The following is a 15,584-nucleotide window of genomic DNA, read 5'->3' on the forward strand; positions in this document are numbered from 1 at the left end:
TCTTCGGGTCACCGCGACACCGACGACGGACTCAACCCGAGCAACCACACCGCGAAGACGACCGCACCGACGGTCTCCGGGACGGCGAGGCCGGTGCCGAACCGATAGCCTCCGACCCAGAGCAGCCATCCGGCGAGATGTGCGACGCCGAGCAGCGCCGAGAGTCTCCCTGCCCGCTGGGTTCTGCGGGCGACCCCGTCGAGGACGAGCGTCGCCGTCACGAGGAGGTAAAACGAGAGCGCCACGGGGAGATGGAGCGGATGACTGCTGACGAAGACGCCGACGAGACCCATCGTCGTCGCCGCGAGCGCGAACGCGACGGCCGTCAGGCGGCCGAACGGCCCCCGTCCGTCGACCCACAGTGCGTAGGCGAACGGGAGGGCGAGCAGTCCGCCGGCGACGAGGCCGCCGTTGAACAGCGGCGCGGTCGCGGCCGTCACGCCGAGATCCGAGAGGGCGCTGTCGGTCCACGCGAACGTGTCGGAGACAACTGTCGCGAGGAGGATCGCCCCGAGGGTGACGACAGGCGCGGCGTGGCCGGCGAGACGAGTGAAGACGGGTGCGTCCGACGACTGCTGGCGAGACATCTAGCCGTGGAGCGGTGGCCAGCGCCATAAGTTGCGTGGTGCCAATACGTCCCACCGTTCCGGTGAACCCGGGGCGTTTTAGGTGTAGACCGCCACGAGTACAGTATGGGATTTGGCAGCTACGACGAGTCCGAACAGGAGAACCAGCAGAGTAGTGCCGACCTCGACGAGAGCGAGGCGGTCGCGACTCACGAACACGACCACGACGGGGAGTCGAAGTTCGAGGCCGGCGCGTCGAACGAGGACCTCATCGGTAAACTCGACCAGATGCGTGACGACGACGACGACGGCGACGACTGAGCACGTCGCGACCGAGCCGGCCGATCCGACTGGTTCCACCGATCTGACCGCTCCGACACGCCTTTTTCCCACTCGCCGTAGAACTAAGAGCGACCCCGCCGTCTCTCGACTGTGAACCGTTCTTCACGAGCGGAGCCGCAGCGCCACCGGCGCGGGCTGTGGTGGCGAACGCTCCTTCTCGCCGTCGTCGCCGTCGTGGCGACGGTCGTCGCCGGAGGAGGTCTCACGCGGCTCGTCGGCACCGCTGCCGCCCTCCAGTGGAGGACGCTCGCAGTCGCGACGCTCGTGGGCGTGTTCGGCCGTCTCGTCGCCGGGTTCGACGACAACCGGCCGCCCGATGTCGACGCGACCCCGGCCGCCCGGTTCGGGTTTCCCAACCTCGTCACGCTCGCTCGCGGCGTGCTGCTCGCGTGGGTGGCCGGGTTCCTCCCCCTCGCGTGGACCGAGCGCGGCGTACTGCTCGCGTGGTTGCCGGCGCTGCTGTACGGACTGGCCGCCGCGCTCGACGCCGTCGACGGCGCACTCGCCCGCCGACTCGACCGCACGACCGTACTCGGCGAGCGGCTCGACGTGGCGTTCGACGCCGCCGGCCTACTCGTCGCGCCGGTCGTCGCGATGGCGGCCGGGCAGCTTCCGTGGTGGTATCTCGCCGTCGGCCTCGCGCGCTACGCGTTCGTCGCCGGCGTCCGCCTCCGCGAGTACCGGGCGCTCCCCGTCGCCGACCTCCCGCCGCGGACGAGCAGGCGGCTGCTCGCCGGCCTGCAGATGGCGTTCGTCGCCGCCGCGCTCACGCCGGCCGTCTCGCCCGCGCTGGGACGATTGGGCGCAGCGCTCTTCGGCGGCGCGCTCCTCCTCGGCTTCGGCCGCGACTGGCTCTACGTCTCCGGGCGACTCGTCGACGACGCGAGAGACGGCGACGCCGGGAGCGACTCCGGCGAACGGACCGTGGACTGAGACTCGGAAGACGACTTGGGTGAGGACGTTACCGAACGACCCGAGCGAGGACGTCGACGTTGTGCGCGAGAAAGGTCAGTTCGCCGGACGCGACGGCGTCGTGTCGGTCCGCGGCCCACGTCCGCCGGTCGGCGTCGTCGACGTCGCCGTCGACCGCGCCGGCGACGGTGTCGACGAGATGGTGGAGGAAATACGCCTCGTCGGCCGGGTACGGCGGGTGGACGACCCAGTCCGACCCACCGGCGGCGACGACCTCGCCGCCCGCCTCGGGGACGGCGGTCAGCAGTTCCCTGCCGGTCGTGCTCCCGCCGGCGCGGTCCGGTGCGTCCATCGTCGCGTGGTAGGCGTCGAGGACGCGACGTTCCAGTTCGGGGTCGGGCGTCGGCGAGAACGCCGTCACCCCGTCGAACGTGATCGGGAAGTACGCGAGTCCGCCGTCGGCGACGAGGTCGAAGAGTGCGGGGAGACCGTCCGCGAGGTTCACCAGGTCGAGGAACGCCTGCCCGACGAGAAGGTCGAACCGCCCGTCGACCCGCTCCGAGTACGCCAGCGCGTCGGCCGTCTCGAAGCGGACGACGACCGACTCGCTCCCGCGGGCGAGTTCGAGCGTCTTGTCGCACCGGGTGACGGCGTAGCCGACGTCGCCCGCCCACGACGACAGCCGTCGACGGGCGGCGTCGACGTTCGCGGCGTCGCGGTCGAGGAGCGTGTAGTCGAGTCGGTCGGGGAGACGGTCCCACGCGAGCAGTCGCTGGAGGCCGGTTCCGACGCCGGCGGCGACTTCGAGGACGGCGAGCGAGTCGCGACCGGCGACGGTCTCGGTCAGGCGGTCGAGCGTCGGGCGGTCGAGCGCCCGGTCGTCGACCGTCCGCTTGGCGGCGAGATAGCGTCGAAACGAGAACTCCTCGGGACGGGACACGGTCGAGCGTCGGACGGTGCGAGGAAAGAGCTACCGCCGAACGGGCTGTCTCCGTCGCGGGCGACCGCCGGAGCTCTCTGAAATTCATCATATCCGTGCCGGAAACTATTTAATCAGGTTGACGGGACATAGTGGCAAATGGACAGTGACATAATCGACGTCGTCGCCGAGTGGGAGTCGACGCCCGTCTCGGGTGGCTACGCCGGTCTCCACGACCTCGCCGACCGGGAGTTCACCGGTGCCGTCAGCGAGGGGTCGGTCTGGGCGTTCGTACTCAACGGGAAGGTCATCGGCGTCTTCGACGGCGGCATCGAGGCGTTCGCCGACGCGGAGGCGACCGCGTACCGCGCACCCGACCCGGCGCTCCCGCTGTTGTACGCGATGCAGGCCGGCGACAGCGAGACGCGAGCGAAGTACTACTCGAACGACACGCCGCTCTCCTCGGCGGACGCGACGCTCTCTTCGGGCAACTTCACAGGGTACGTCGAACTCTCCGAGAACGTTCTCTCGGGGGACTACTACGTCGTCTACTACGGCGGCAGGTCGATGAGCGTCGCCTTCGTCGGAAACAACCGAACGCTGCTGGCGGGCGAGGAGGCGTTCGAGCGCGCCGACGACGAGGTGGGGATCTACCGCGTCAACGAGGCGAGCGTCGACATCGTCGACATCCCCGAACCGCCACGGGACGACGAGCCGACGGAGAGCGCTGCCGTTGGCCAGGACGCCGCCGTCGACCCGGGCGCGACCGACGCGGCGAACGCCCCCGACGCACCGGGCGAGGCGAGTTCCGACGCCGACTCCCCTGCAGCCGAGTCGGAGGTCGCCGTCGAGGCAGACGAGCGAGCGTCGACCGCCGACGGCGCGCGCGACGCGCCGAGAGACGACCCCGTCCCGGACGAGACGGCCTCGGACGACGACGTTCCGACGGAGACGACCGCCGAGGGCGACGAGAGAGCGGGCGACGACGAGACGACGCCGGAGGAGCCGGCGGACGTCTCCCGAGCGGCGGCCGACCAGCCAGAACCCGCCGGTGCGGCCGACTCGGGCGCAGGGGAGGCGGCGTCGACGCCCGAACCGGTGCCGGATGCGGCCACAGAGTCGACACGCGAGGAACGGAGTGCCTCGTCCACCGACGCCGCCGTCGACGACGCGTCGACGGACACGACGGCCGCCCCGACGCCCTCGGACGCAGACGAGGACGTCTTCTCGGAGGAGGCCGAGTGGCGCGAGGCGACGTCGATTCCGGCGCTCGACCCGAAGGAGAGCGGAACGGGAGACGGAGAGAACACCGCCGCCACGTCCCGTTCGTCGGCAGCGATCAGCCAGCGGGCACGGAAGCGACGACGACAGACGCCACAGTCGTCGACGAGGCAGCGACACCGGCAGGACGAGTCGGCGGCCCGGTCGCAGCAACGATCGGACGAGAGAGAGGGCGAGTCACAGCGTGGCGACGTCGACCGACTCGAAGCGCAGTTGCAGGCGGCTACGGAGGCGAAAGCGGAACTCGAGACGGCCCGCGAGCGCGTCGCCGCCGAGCGCGACGACTACCGCGAGGAGGTCGAGCGCCTCCAGTCGCGCGTCTCGGAACTCGAAGCCGAGGTTGAACGCCTCGAGACCGAACTGGCGGCGGCCCGCTCGTCCTCGTCGGAGGCGACGGCGTCGTCGGCACCGGAGACGGCGACCGAGTCGATATCGGCCGAGGCGGCGCTCGACGGCACCAACCTGTTCGTCCGGTACGGCACGAAGAGCGGCGGCACGCTGGAGAAGGCCCACGAGGGCGAGAGCGAGCGCGCCGCGGTCAACGAGAACCTCAGACTCGAACACCACACCGGGTTCGAGACCGACGGCGTCGTCGTCGACGGCGACCCCTACGAGTCGTTCCTCCACGACAGCATCGAGTACGGGTTCGTCCGGTGGGCCGTCGAGGATCTGCTGTACGAGATCCGCGAGACGGGGAACCAGGGGCATCTCGACGAACTGTTCGACGCGATCCCGAAGGTGGACCGAGCCGAGTTACACGGTGACGTGAGCCTGAAGTACACCGAGGGCGGCGAGGAACACCGTGAGCAGCAGACGTTCGACGTGGTGCTGCGCGACCGGATGGGAAATCCGCTGGTCGTCGCCAACGTCAACGACTCGCGCGACCCGGCGACCGAGGGGATGATGACGTCGCTCGTCGAGAACACGAGTCGGCTCCGCGAGTCCAACGAGTCGCTCGGGGCGGCGTTCCTCGTCACGGCGAGTTACTTCGACCCGGCCGCGCTGGAGACCGCCGCCGACGCGACTGGCGGAGGACTGCTCAGTCGCGGGCGACGGAAGAGTTTCGTGAAACTATCCAGAAAACAGGGCTTCCATCTGTGTTTGGTAGAGACTCGGAACGGGGACTTCCACCTGAACGTGCCGGAGCTCTAAGCCCCTCCTACTTGCGAGGTTAGCTCTCGATCTCTGCGGCGTCCTCGATGCGCATCGAGCCGAGCTTGTCGACGATGTCGTCGAGTTTGTCGTCGAGTTCGTCGACGAACTCGGCGGTGCGCTCGGTCGTGATCGCACCCTGACTCGACGGCTCGATGAGGTTCTCCTCCTCGAGCACGCGCAGGCTGTAGCGCACCTTGTGGTGCGGGTAGCCGGTCTCGTTCGACATCTTGACGATGCCGATCGGTTCGCTCTCGATAACCATCTTCAGGACCTGCAAGTGGCGTTCAAGCATATCCACTTCCTTCTCAAGTCGGTCTATCATGCCATTTGTTAACTTGTCTTTTAGGGTTTTAAAAGTTGCTGTCGGAGACGACGCGACGACGACTGATTCGGATCTTTCTCATGAGTGGAGTTAACACTTCGGGTTGCTCGTGCGAACGGTGGGACGAGAGACGACCGGTGAGTGATACACGGGTCTGTGTAGTCTGTGTGGTGTCTGAACACGAAACCACACAGACGTGTATAGCTCACGGCCGAGGACCGTAACCGGTTTAGTAGGTGAGACAGAAGCAAGCGGCGGATATGACCGTAACTATCGTCGGCTCTCAGCTCGGTGACGAGGGCAAAGGTGCACTCGTCGACCTCTGGGGCGGAGACGCCGACATCGTCGTCCGGTATCAGGGCGGCGACAACGCCGGCCACACCGTCGTCGAAGGTGGCGAGGAGTACAAGCTCTCGCTCGTACCGAGCGGTGCCGTCCGCGACAAGGTGGGCGTCCTCGGCAACGGCTGTGTCGTCAACCCGCGGACGCTGTTCGACGAACTCGACCAGCTGCGCGAGCGAGGGCTGGACCCCGACGTCCGCGTCGCTCGACGCGCACACATCATCATGCCGTACCACCGCGTCCTCGACGGCATCGAGGAGGACGTCAAGAGCGACTCGAGTCTCGACGCGGGTACGACGGGCCGCGGCATCGGTCCGACCTACGAGGACAAGGCCGGTCGACGCGGCATCCGCGCCGGCGACCTGCTCGACCCCGAGGTGCTCCGCGAACGACTCGAGTACGTCGTCCCGCAGAAGAAGGCGCTCGCCGAGCAGGTGTTCGGCATCGAGACCGGCGAGGAGTTCGACGTCGACGCGCTCTACGAGGAGTACAAGGAGGTCGGCGAGCGATTCGACGAGGAAGACATGACCGTCAACGCCGGCGACTTCCTCGGCGATCGACTCGACGACGGTGCGAACCTCATGTTCGAGGGCGCACAGGGGACCTCGATCGACATCGACCACGGCATCTACCCGTACGTCACCTCCTCGAACCCGACCGCAGGCGGCGCGTCCACCGGCAGCGGCGTCGGCCCGACCGTCGTCGGGCAGGGCGAGGTCGTCGGCATCGTCAAGGCCTACCTCTCGCGCGTCGGCACCGGCCCGCTCCCGACCGAGTTGGTGGGCGACGACGAGGACCTCGCCGACTACATCCGCGAGAAGGGCGGCGAGTTCGGCACCGTCACGGGTCGGCCGCGCCGGATCGGCTGGCTCGACATGCCGATGCTCCGCCACGCCGCTCGCGTCAACGGGTTCACCGGCATCGCCGTCAACCACCTCGACGTCCTCGCCGGCCTCGACGAGATCAAGGTCGGCCACGCCTACGACCTCGACGGCGAGGAACTGCAGACGATGCCCGCGACGACCGAACGCTGGGGCGACTGCGAACCCGTCCTGAAAGAGTTCGACACGTGGCCCGAGGTCGACTGGACCGAGGTCGCCGCCGACGGCTACGACGCCATCCCGGCGGCCGCACGCGACTACCTCGACTACGTCAGCGACGAGGTGGGCGCACCCGTGTACGCCGTCGGCGTCGGCCCGGACCGCGCGGAGACGGTCGAACTGACCAACCCCTTCGACAACTGAGCAGTCGGGCGTCGTCGACGCCGGAAGGCGATCGGCGACGGCGGTCGACCGCTCGGCGCGACCTGTCGAGCTCTTCGTCCGGAACGTTCTTGTCGACTCGACGACGACTCGACGTATGTCCCTCCAGAACCGTCTTCGACCGTGGCACGCAGTGATGGTCGCGGTCTTCCTCGTCGGCACCGGCCTGTCGCTGTTCCGCACCGGCGACTACGCGTTCGCAGCCTGGTTCGAAGCGGTCGTCTCCGGGTTGCTCGCACTCCTCGTCTTCCAGTTCACCGTCGGCAACCTCTGGGGGTACGCCGTTGAGTACCACAACGCGGGTGGGGAGTGGACGGACCCGGTGTTCCTCGCGCCCTTCGCGGTCGCGACGCTCGTCGGGGTCGCCGTCGGCGTCTGGACGGAGAGTCTCACGACGGCGGCGTGGGGCGCGTTCTGGGTGTTCGTCGTCGCTGCCGGGGTCGTCGCCGCCGGCACCTGGTTCGCCGTCGGCTACCGCCGCCCCGACGCCTGAGAACGGGCGCGTCGAACGGTCATCCCCGCTCGGGGGCGACGAGACGGTGCGCCGTCGCTCGGCTGGAACCCCTACGTTTTTGACCGGTCCGTCCCTCGCTTCCGACAATGAAAGAGTCGCTGATGGACATCATCTGCTGCCCGATGGACAAACACGACCTCGACCTCGAGATCGACGAGCAGGACGACACCGAGGTGCTCGAGGGGACGCTCGTCTGTACGGAGTGCGGCGAGCGCTACCCCATCGAGGACGGAATCCCGAACCTGCTGCCGCCGGATATGCGCGACTGAGGTCCTGAACCTTTTTCGTCTCCCGCCGTGTCTCAGCAGACGTGTCTTCAGCGCTGACCGTCGACCTCAACCGCGACCGCCTGCACGACGTTGCGGCCCCAAAGACGTACACGACCGACGAGGCGTTCTACGTCGCTCTGGAGAACCACGGTGAGGCCGTCCACATCCATCTCCATCTCGACGACACGCTGTCGACGGTCGCGCAGTTGGCGGGTGGCAACCACTACGTCGACGCGGGGTCGACCGAGACCGTCCGCGTCGACGTCGACCCCGACGACGAATCGGTGACGGGAAAGCTCAAGATCGTCACCGGCTACGGAGCGGAGACGACCTACGTCGACGTCACCGTCGAACCGTTCGAGGAGAAGGACGACGGCGTCGACGTCGACGAGGAGCTCGGGAAACCACAGCGTCGCGACTCCGCCGAGCGCGAGCCGTCGCTGAGCGAGCAGTTCGCCGGGATGTCCTCGGCGTCGTCGGGCGGGGGGCTCCCGGTCGTCGCGATCGGCGGACTCCTCCTCCTCTTTGCGCTCGCCGTCGGCCTCCTCGTCGACAACGCCGTGATACTCCTCGGCGTCGGCGTCGTCGTCGGCGGCGTCCTCGTGGCGCTCGCGCTACAGTTGACCTGAGAGAGGCCGTTCTCCCGTCTCCGGTCAGTCGTCGTCGTACTCCTCGTCGTCGTGCGCGTCGCGGTCGTCGTCGCCGTCGGCTTCCTGGCTCGCTCCGTCTTCCGATTGGGTCGGCGTCCCCGAGAGGTTTCCCTCCTCGTCGAACCGCTTGGCGCGGAGGAACCGTGCACGGTAGCGGTTCGCGCCGTCGTAGACGTCCGCCTCCCGGATCTCGTCTGCACGCCCGTCGGCGACGGCGTCGATGATCTCCTCGACCTGCTCTTTCTCGCTCTCGGTGAGCTCGAACTCGTAGGTCTTCGTCTCCTCGCCCTCCAGTCGGGTCCACTTGCGGGCGGCGGCGACGACGATCGAACACGGCTCTCGACAGGGGAAGACGCCGTCGCCGCCGTCGACGTCGAGCTCCGTCTCCTCGTCGTACTGCCACTCGCGGCGCTTGAGACACTGCGAGTCGACACAGCAACTCTCGGCGACCCAGTCGACGTGTTCGTGGCCGTCGCCGCGGTTCCACGTCTGGACGACGCTGTAGATGCCGGACTGCCGACCGATCGTCTCCTCCCAGTGGTCGACGTCGAGTTCGCCGTGCCGTTCGAGGTTCCAGTTGACGACCGTCGCCGGGTAGATCACGTCGTCGACGGCCTCGAACACCTCCCGTTGGTCGAGGTCGGTCAGCACCCACCCGGTCTGGAGCGTCGGAGCGGTCTTCAGCGGGCGGTAGCGACCTCGTTCGTCGTACCTGACCAGTTCCCGCACGTCCAACGGGTCGGTGTAGCTGTCGAGGTCGGCGTCGTCGACGTTTGCGTCCTCCTCGTGGCGGATCTCGTAGCGGCGGTGACCGTCCTCGCCGAGCGTCGCGGTGATCTGGAGTTCGCCCCACTCGTGGGTCAGACCGTCGCGCAACGCCTCGTAGCGGCCGGGGACGTCGTGTTGCGTCTGGTCGGCCAGTTCGAGCCACCGGAGGAAGCTGCGGCGGTGGTGGTCGTCCTCGCCGACGTCGACGCCGCCTTTCAGTTTCGACCCGCCGACGACGTGGGTCCAGAAGTACCAGTTCGAGACGTACTCCGCGTGTTCTTCGGCGGCGGCGTGGAACGCCGACTCCGAGAGGCTCGAGCATTCGCCCTCGGGCGTGCCGAACGTGTAGCCGCCGTCGCGGTCGTAGTCCTCGTCGCCCGCGTGGACGTAGAGCCCGTCGAACTGGACGCCCGGACCGGCCGCCGCGGCCTCGCGGAGCGCCTCGAACTGGGTTCGTGCACTCCCCATCTCAGGCCTCCATCGTCGAGACGTTCCGCGTCCGTTCGCGGACGAGTTCGACGGCCTCGCCGACGTCCGCGCCGGCCTCGGCGGCGCGTTCGAGGATGACGTCCGCCAGCAGCCCCTCGGTGCCGACGGCGCCCGCGTACCAGATGCGGTGTCCCTCGACCTCGGCGGGGACGTCGTACCCCTTCCGGTAGTCGTCCGTGAGGCCCATATCCTCGGGGATGTCCTCCTGCGTGTGGAAGCCGTCGGCGATGAACAGCGGGACGACGACGATATCCGGCGACTCGAAGTGGTCAGTGACGTCGTCGACCTCCGGTTCCTCGTCCATGTAGAGCGCCTGCACCTCGTCGAACCGCCCCGACTCCTCGATGCGTTCGGCGTGGTACTCGATCGCCTTCGCGGAGTTCTCGTTGCGTTCGGTGCCGTGGCCGACCACCGCGAGGCCGAACCCCGGACCGACGTCCGGGTCGCCGGTGACCGTCTCGGCACGGCGGACGATGACGTCGGTCATCGACTCGTGGGTACCGACCGGGCCGCAGTAGGTGACCTGCTGGCCGGTGTCGGCGGCGGTGAGCGTGACGTCGTCCGCCGAGAGACCGTCGGAGTCCCACTCCGAGACGTCCCACCCCTCCAGCCGCAGTTCGCGCGGGATGACCTGCTCGGTGAAGTAGCCCTCGCTGACGAACAGCGGGACGACGTACACCTCGTCGGACTCGACGGTGCGGAGCACCTCCCGGAGGTGTGGCTCCTCCTTCCAGAAGCCGACTTTCACCTCGTCGAACGCAGTCGTCTCGCGGATGGTGTCTGCGTGCGCGTGCGTCGGCGCGGCGGAGTCCGGGTTGAGGTGCGACCCGTGGGCGACGATGACCAGCGCTTGGCTCATGTGCGAAACCAGGGACGGAACCGCCTTAGTGACTTCGCAAACGGAATGGGAGGGCCGAGAGACGGCGGTCAGCGGCGGCTGTCTGTGGGGGTCAGGCCTCGACGCAGACGCCCGTCCGGGGGACGCACAGTTCGCGCGTCCGTCCCACCTTCCGGCGGTAGTCGAGCGTCAGCGTGGTCGCGACCGTCGCGACGCCCGCCGCCACGACCGCCCCGGCCACGGCGACCGGGTTCGCGACCGCGACGAGGAGCGTCAGGATGGCAGCGAACATGACCCCCGTCGCCACGAGTATCTGTCCGGGTCTGTACACCGGGTTCGGGGTCGTCTCGTTCCGCTTCATCACAGCTAGACAGTGTACCCCCGGCACCATAATGATAATCTGAACTACATTTCTGTCCGCTGAGTTACTGAAACTCAGTTCAGTGGCTGTCGCTCTTCGCGACTCGCCGAGACACTTTTACCCCCGCCGGCGAATCGCTCGCCCATGTCACTCGCCGCCGACACGCGCGAGGCCGTCCGCGAACGGCCGTTCCTCCACGACGCCCTGCGGGCCGGAGTCGTCAACCACACCGCTGCCGCCGACTTCCTCGCACTCGACGGGGAGCGGGAGGCCGTCGCGACGGCGCTGCGGCGGTTCTCCGACGACCTCGACGACTACGCGACCGAAGAGCGTCGCGTCCGCGTGACGATGCAGAGCGGGGTCGAGGTCGACACTGCGGAGAGCGGCGACGGCGACGCAGACGACACCGAACCGCTCCTCTCGCTCGGTGGGACGTCCGTCGCCGACGGCGGGTCACAGACGGCCGTGCTGGCGACGGGCGAGGTCGACGCCGCCGGGTTGGCCGCCGTGCTCGAGCGCCTCGCCGTCGACGACGTCGCCGTCGACGTCGCCGCCGTCGCAGGCGGGACGCTGCTGGTCGTCGTCGGCCGCCGCGACGGGGCGACCGCGGTGCGAGTGGTCGAGTCTGCGCTGTCGTCGGTCCCGGCGTGACCGCCGCACCGCGGCCGCACGCGTTCAACAGGTTCAAGCGACCCGCGGCGGAACCCTCCTTCGATGACACTGTCCGTGACCAACACGCTCACGAGAGCGCGCGAGGAGTTCAGGCCCGGTGACGAAGACGACGTCCTGCTCTACGTGTGCGGGCTGACGGTCTCGGACGACGCCCATCTCGGCCACGCTCGCGTCTGGACCCACGCCGACGTGATGCACCGCTGGCTCGAACACGAGGGGTACACGGTCCACCACGTCGAGAACTTCACCGACGTCAACGAGAAGATCGCGGCCCGCGCCGGCGAGGACGACCTCGGCGAAGACGAGGCCGCCGTCGCCGAACGGTTCATGGCCTCGGTCATCCGCGACATGCGCGGCCTCAATCTCAAGCGTGCGGAGGTGTACCCCCGTGTCTCCGAACATATCCCCGAGATCGTCGACCTCGTCGAGACGCTCGTCGAGAAGGGGTACGCCTACGAGTCCAACGGGTCGGTCTACTTCGACGTGACCGAGTTCGCCGAGTACGGCAAACTCTCGAACCAGCAGGTCGACGAGATGGAGGCACAGGGCGAGGCCAGCGAGCGTTCCGAGAAGCGCCACGCCGCGGACTTCGCGCTCTGGAAGGCCGGCGCGGTCTCCCCCGACGACGTCGCCGAACACCGAAAGGACGACCGCCCCGTCGACGAAGAGGAGGAGTACGGCGAGACGTGGGATTCGCCGTGGAGCGAAGGGCGACCCGGCTGGCACATCGAGTGCTCGGCGATGTCGATGACCCATCTCGACGAGACCATCGACATCCACGTCGGCGGCCACGACCTCGTCTTCCCGCACCACGAGAACGAGATCGCCCAGAGCGAGGCCGCGACGGGCGAGCAGTTCGCCCGCTACTGGCTCCACACCGGCCTGCTGGAGACGAAAGGCGAGAAGATGTCCTCCTCGCTCGGTAACTTCTTCACCGTCTCGGGGGCGCTCGAGGAGTTCGGCGTGAACGTCGTCCGGACGTTCTATCTCTCCACCGAGTACGGATCGAAACAGACCTTCTCGGAGGCCGCGATGCAGGAGGCCGAGGAGCGCTGGTCGCGACTCGAACGCGCCTACGAGGCCGCCGTCGAGGCCTGCGACAGCGTCGACGCCCGGACGAAGGTCGAAGACGAGGGCCTCCGCGCCGCCGTCGACGAGACCCGCGAGGAGTTCGCCGCGGCGATGAACGACGACTTCAACGTCCGGGAGGCGATCTCGGCGCTGCTCGAACTCGCCTCCGCGAGCAACCGCCACCTCGAAGACGCCGCGGAGTACGACTACCAGGGGCTCCGCCGGACGATCGAGACGTTCGAGGAACTCGGCGGCGACGTCTTCGGCCTGACCTTCGGCGAGGCGTCGGCCGACGGCGACGTGTCGCTCGCGGGCGACCTCGTCGAACTCGTGCTCGACGTGCGCGAAGAAGAACGCGAGGCGGGCAACTACGAGCGGGCCGACGCGCTCCGCGACGCGCTGACCGAACTCGGCGTCGAGGTCGAAGACAGCGACGACGGGCCCAGCTACCGACTCTGAGAGCGACAAAGGAACCTTCGTCTTCTTCGACGTCACAGCTCTCTCACCTGCCGAGGTCCACGTCTGAACGGGAGCGTCGCGATCAGCTACCGTGATCGTTGGTGAGTGGTGCTGCAGATCCGTGCACGAGGCGCACTCTTCTCGACCGGAGGCTGTTTAACGACCACAGATAGTGAAGGGAAAGGTGTTTTCCGAGGGCCGATGTAGATGCTACACCAATGGGTTTCCCCGAGATAGATTCGGCCGTCTTCTTCGGTTCGATTACGATGGTAACGTGGGGTATCTGGGTGGTCTTGGGCAACGCTGCGTCGGAGTCCATCGACCCGAGGACGGCCGCCGCGATCTCTTATCTCGTTGCGGGACCCCTCGCGCTCGGGTTCATCCTCGTTTCGGACGCATCGCTCGCCATCAATGCGAGAGGGGGATTGCTCGCTGGCACGGCCGGATTGTTCACCGGAATCGGCCTCATCTCGATGTACGTCGGCCTCTCCAGAGGGTCGACGACAACCATCTCGACGCTCGGTGCGATGTACTTCGTCGTCGCGGCCGTCATCGGTATGGTCGTCCTCGGAGAGAAGGTCACGATAACGAGACTTGCCGGGATCGCGTTCGCAGTCGTCGGAGTCGTCTTGGTTTCACAGTAGCGGCGTGATTCGCTCACATCGAGCGCCGAACCGACGACCGAGACGCACTCGCTGTTCGGCACACGACTTCTGCCACCGTCCGAAGGAGACTGCTCGACAGTGTGGAGCCGTTCGTCGACCCTCCGATTCCGGGAGCCTGCATCTCCGGCGGCAAGCACGACTCTCGAGCCTCGCGGCTCTGCAGTCGAAAAACGGAGAACGGGGAGGGGGAGTTCGGTCGACCGACGGTCGACGACGCTCAGTAGTCGCCGTCCTCGCCGTCTTTGCCGTTCGAGGAGTCGTCTTTCGCATCTCGCTCGCCTTTCGTCGTCGCGTCCGAGGCGACGACGAGGTCGAACGGACAGCTCGACGGCTCGTCGTCGGGAGTGAGGTAGCCCGTCGCGAACGCCGTGTAGGCCATCCCGCCCTCGACCGTCACGTCGAACGTGGCGACGACGTCGCCGTCGTCCTTCTCGGTCGCCCCGCGGACTTCGAGCGTGTAGTCGCCCGCCGGTACTTCGACGTAGTCGGAGTGCTCGCCGAACTCGACGTCGTCGAACAGCGTCAGCTCCGCGCCCTTCACTGTCACGTCGACTGCGGGGGCGTCCGGCGAAGCGTGGACGAGACGCACCTTCGAGGTGTCGTCGGCCGGTTTCGTCGCGTCGTCGGCGAGGACGAGCGGCATCTGCGTCTTCTCGCTCAGTTCGCCGACGGCGGCGACCGTGTAGGCCGCCTTCTCGACGGTGAGCGTCTCCTCGAAGACGACCGTGTGGGGCTCTCCTGTGGCCGTGACCTTTACCGTGTATTCGCCGACCGGGAGCGCCAGATAGTCGCTGACCGCCCGGAACGGGACGTCAGAGAGGACCTTCGAGTCGTCGACGTAGACGTCGACGTTCGGCGCGTCCGGGATGGCGTGGACCGCGCGGACGGCGGCTTTCTTCTCTTTCTTCTCCTTCTTCGACTGCTCGTCTTCGCCTTGCTTCTCGTCCATCCCCGACCCGTCGGCGGCGACGAGGAGGTCGAACGCCCGGTGTTCCGGTTCGTCGTCGGGGGTGAGATAGCCCGTCGCGAACGCCGTGTAGGACATCCCCGCCTCGACCGTCACGTCGAACGTGGCGACGACGTCGCCGTCGTCTTTCTCGGTCGCCCCGCGGACTTCGAGGGTGTAGTCACCCGTCGGTACTTCGACGTAGTCGGAGTGCTCGCCGAACTCGACGTCGTCGAACAGCGTCAGCTCCGCGCCCTTCACCGTCACGTCGACCGCTGGTGCGTCCGGCGAGGCGTGGACGAGACGCACCTGCGCCTTCCCCTCGGCGGGAGCGCTCGGTGCGTCCTCGAGTACGAGCGGTGCGAACGTGTCTTCGCTCAGTTCGCCGACCGCGGCGACGGTGTAGTCGGCGTCTTCGACCGTCACGTCGCCCTCGAAGGCGACAGTCTCGGGATCGCCTGCAGCGGTGATCTTCACCCTGTAGGTGCCCGCCTCCAGCGAGAGGTAGTCGCTGACCGCCCGGAACGGGACGTCCGAGAGGACCTTCGAGTCGTCGACGTAGACGTCGACGTTCGGTGCGTCCGGCGAGGCGTGGACGACGCGAACCGCCGCACCGGCGCCGTCGTCCGACCCGTGTTCGTCGGCACCGACGACGCCGGCGCCACCGACCATCGTCGCTGCGCCTGCCACTCCGACCGTCTTGAGGAACGTTCTGCGGTTTGTCTCAGACATCTCCGTGAGAGTCGGAGGACTCTCCAAGAAAAACTATTACGGCCGAATT

At 67.7% G+C, this 15,584-nt stretch carries 17 protein-coding genes; 10 read left to right on the forward strand and 7 right to left on the reverse strand.

The genetic code is table 11. The features are described from left to right. Positions 1–8 precede the first annotated feature (8 nt). Positions 9–587, reverse strand: coding sequence for a DUF998 domain-containing protein (locus EOHIBHHM_RS00450; protein WP_497253559.1), 579 nt, complete (start codon positions 585–587; stop codon positions 9–11). A gap of 105 nt (positions 588–692) precedes the next feature. Between EOHIBHHM_RS00450 and EOHIBHHM_RS00455 the strand changes: the two genes are divergently transcribed. After that, positions 693–887, forward strand: coding sequence for a DUF5786 family protein (locus tag EOHIBHHM_RS00455; RefSeq protein ID WP_497253561.1), 195 nt, complete (start codon positions 693–695; stop codon positions 885–887). A gap of 111 nt (positions 888–998) precedes the next feature. After that, positions 999–1,841, forward strand: a complete 843-nt coding sequence (locus EOHIBHHM_RS00460; protein ID WP_497253563.1) for a CDP-alcohol phosphatidyltransferase family protein — start codon at positions 999–1,001, stop codon at positions 1,839–1,841. A 28-nt stretch (positions 1,842–1,869) separates the two neighbouring features. Here the strand turns inward: EOHIBHHM_RS00460 and EOHIBHHM_RS00465 are convergent, their stop codons facing one another. Beyond that, on the reverse strand, positions 1,870–2,760 hold the full coding sequence (locus EOHIBHHM_RS00465) for a class I SAM-dependent methyltransferase (RefSeq protein ID WP_497253565.1): 891 nt from the start codon (positions 2,758–2,760) through the stop codon (positions 1,870–1,872). 138 nt (positions 2,761–2,898) lie between these two features. Between EOHIBHHM_RS00465 and EOHIBHHM_RS00470 the strand changes: the two genes are divergently transcribed. After that, entirely contained in the window at positions 2,899–5,172 is a 2,274-nt protein-coding gene (locus EOHIBHHM_RS00470) for a DUF7527 domain-containing protein (RefSeq protein WP_497253567.1), read from the forward strand. A 19-nt stretch (positions 5,173–5,191) separates the two neighbouring features. On the opposite strand, the gene EOHIBHHM_RS00475 is transcribed toward EOHIBHHM_RS00470, so the two are convergent. Continuing rightward, positions 5,192–5,497, reverse strand: a complete 306-nt coding sequence (locus tag EOHIBHHM_RS00475) for a hypothetical protein (RefSeq protein ID WP_089825822.1) — start codon at positions 5,495–5,497, stop codon at positions 5,192–5,194. A 260-nt stretch (positions 5,498–5,757) separates the two neighbouring features. Here EOHIBHHM_RS00475 and EOHIBHHM_RS00480 point away from each other — a divergent pair, with 260 nt between their 5' ends. The 4 genes from EOHIBHHM_RS00480 to EOHIBHHM_RS00495 all read left to right on the forward strand — a co-directional run bounded on the left by EOHIBHHM_RS00480 (position 5,758) and on the right by EOHIBHHM_RS00495 (position 8,513). Then, positions 5,758–7,083, forward strand: coding sequence for an adenylosuccinate synthase (locus tag EOHIBHHM_RS00480; RefSeq protein ID WP_497253570.1), 1,326 nt, complete (start codon positions 5,758–5,760; stop codon positions 7,081–7,083). Between the two features lie 115 nt (positions 7,084–7,198). Continuing rightward, positions 7,199–7,594, forward strand: coding sequence for a hypothetical protein (locus EOHIBHHM_RS00485; protein WP_497253572.1), 396 nt, complete (start codon positions 7,199–7,201; stop codon positions 7,592–7,594). 107 nt (positions 7,595–7,701) lie between these two features. After that, positions 7,702–7,884: a methytransferase partner Trm112 gene (locus EOHIBHHM_RS00490; RefSeq protein WP_089825816.1), complete on the forward strand. Its 183-nt coding sequence runs from the start codon at positions 7,702–7,704 to the stop codon at positions 7,882–7,884. Between the two features lie 41 nt (positions 7,885–7,925). Then, positions 7,926–8,513, forward strand: coding sequence for a DUF7524 family protein (locus EOHIBHHM_RS00495; protein WP_497253574.1), 588 nt, complete (start codon positions 7,926–7,928; stop codon positions 8,511–8,513). A 24-nt stretch (positions 8,514–8,537) separates the two neighbouring features. Here the strand turns inward: EOHIBHHM_RS00495 and EOHIBHHM_RS00500 are convergent, their stop codons facing one another. The 3 genes from EOHIBHHM_RS00500 to EOHIBHHM_RS00510 all read right to left on the reverse strand — a co-directional run bounded on the left by EOHIBHHM_RS00500 (position 8,538) and on the right by EOHIBHHM_RS00510 (position 10,990). Further along, positions 8,538–9,770, reverse strand: coding sequence for a DR2241 family protein (locus EOHIBHHM_RS00500; protein WP_497253576.1), 1,233 nt, complete (start codon positions 9,768–9,770; stop codon positions 8,538–8,540). A 1-nt stretch (position 9,771) separates the two neighbouring features. Further along, on the reverse strand, positions 9,772–10,650 hold the full coding sequence (locus EOHIBHHM_RS00505; protein ID WP_497253578.1) for a CbiX/SirB N-terminal domain-containing protein: 879 nt from the start codon (positions 10,648–10,650) through the stop codon (positions 9,772–9,774). A gap of 91 nt (positions 10,651–10,741) precedes the next feature. After that, positions 10,742–10,990, reverse strand: a complete 249-nt coding sequence (locus EOHIBHHM_RS00510; protein ID WP_497253580.1) for a hypothetical protein — start codon at positions 10,988–10,990, stop codon at positions 10,742–10,744. Positions 10,991–11,134: 144 nt separating this feature from the next. On the opposite strand from EOHIBHHM_RS00510, the gene EOHIBHHM_RS00515 reads away from it, so the two are divergent. From EOHIBHHM_RS00515 to EOHIBHHM_RS00525, 3 genes are all read left to right on the forward strand, one after another. Beyond that, on the forward strand, positions 11,135–11,641 hold the full coding sequence (locus EOHIBHHM_RS00515; RefSeq protein WP_497253582.1) for a DUF7523 family protein: 507 nt from the start codon (positions 11,135–11,137) through the stop codon (positions 11,639–11,641). Between the two features lie 63 nt (positions 11,642–11,704). After that, complete coding sequence (gene cysS / locus EOHIBHHM_RS00520; protein ID WP_497253584.1) at positions 11,705–13,192, forward strand: cysteine--tRNA ligase; 1,488 nt, start codon at positions 11,705–11,707, stop codon at positions 13,190–13,192. Between the two features lie 218 nt (positions 13,193–13,410). Further along, positions 13,411–13,836 (forward strand): EamA family transporter, encoded by a 426-nt coding sequence (locus EOHIBHHM_RS00525; RefSeq protein WP_497253586.1) that lies wholly within the window; start codon positions 13,411–13,413, stop codon positions 13,834–13,836. Positions 13,837–14,074: 238 nt separating this feature from the next. Here EOHIBHHM_RS00525 and EOHIBHHM_RS00530 read toward each other — a convergent pair whose 3' ends face one another. Continuing rightward, complete coding sequence (locus EOHIBHHM_RS00530; RefSeq protein WP_497253588.1) at positions 14,075–15,535, reverse strand: DUF4397 domain-containing protein; 1,461 nt, start codon at positions 15,533–15,535, stop codon at positions 14,075–14,077. Positions 15,536–15,584: the final 49 nt, after the last annotated feature.

The sequence above is a fragment of the Halogranum roseipondis genome, assembly GCF_059695585.1.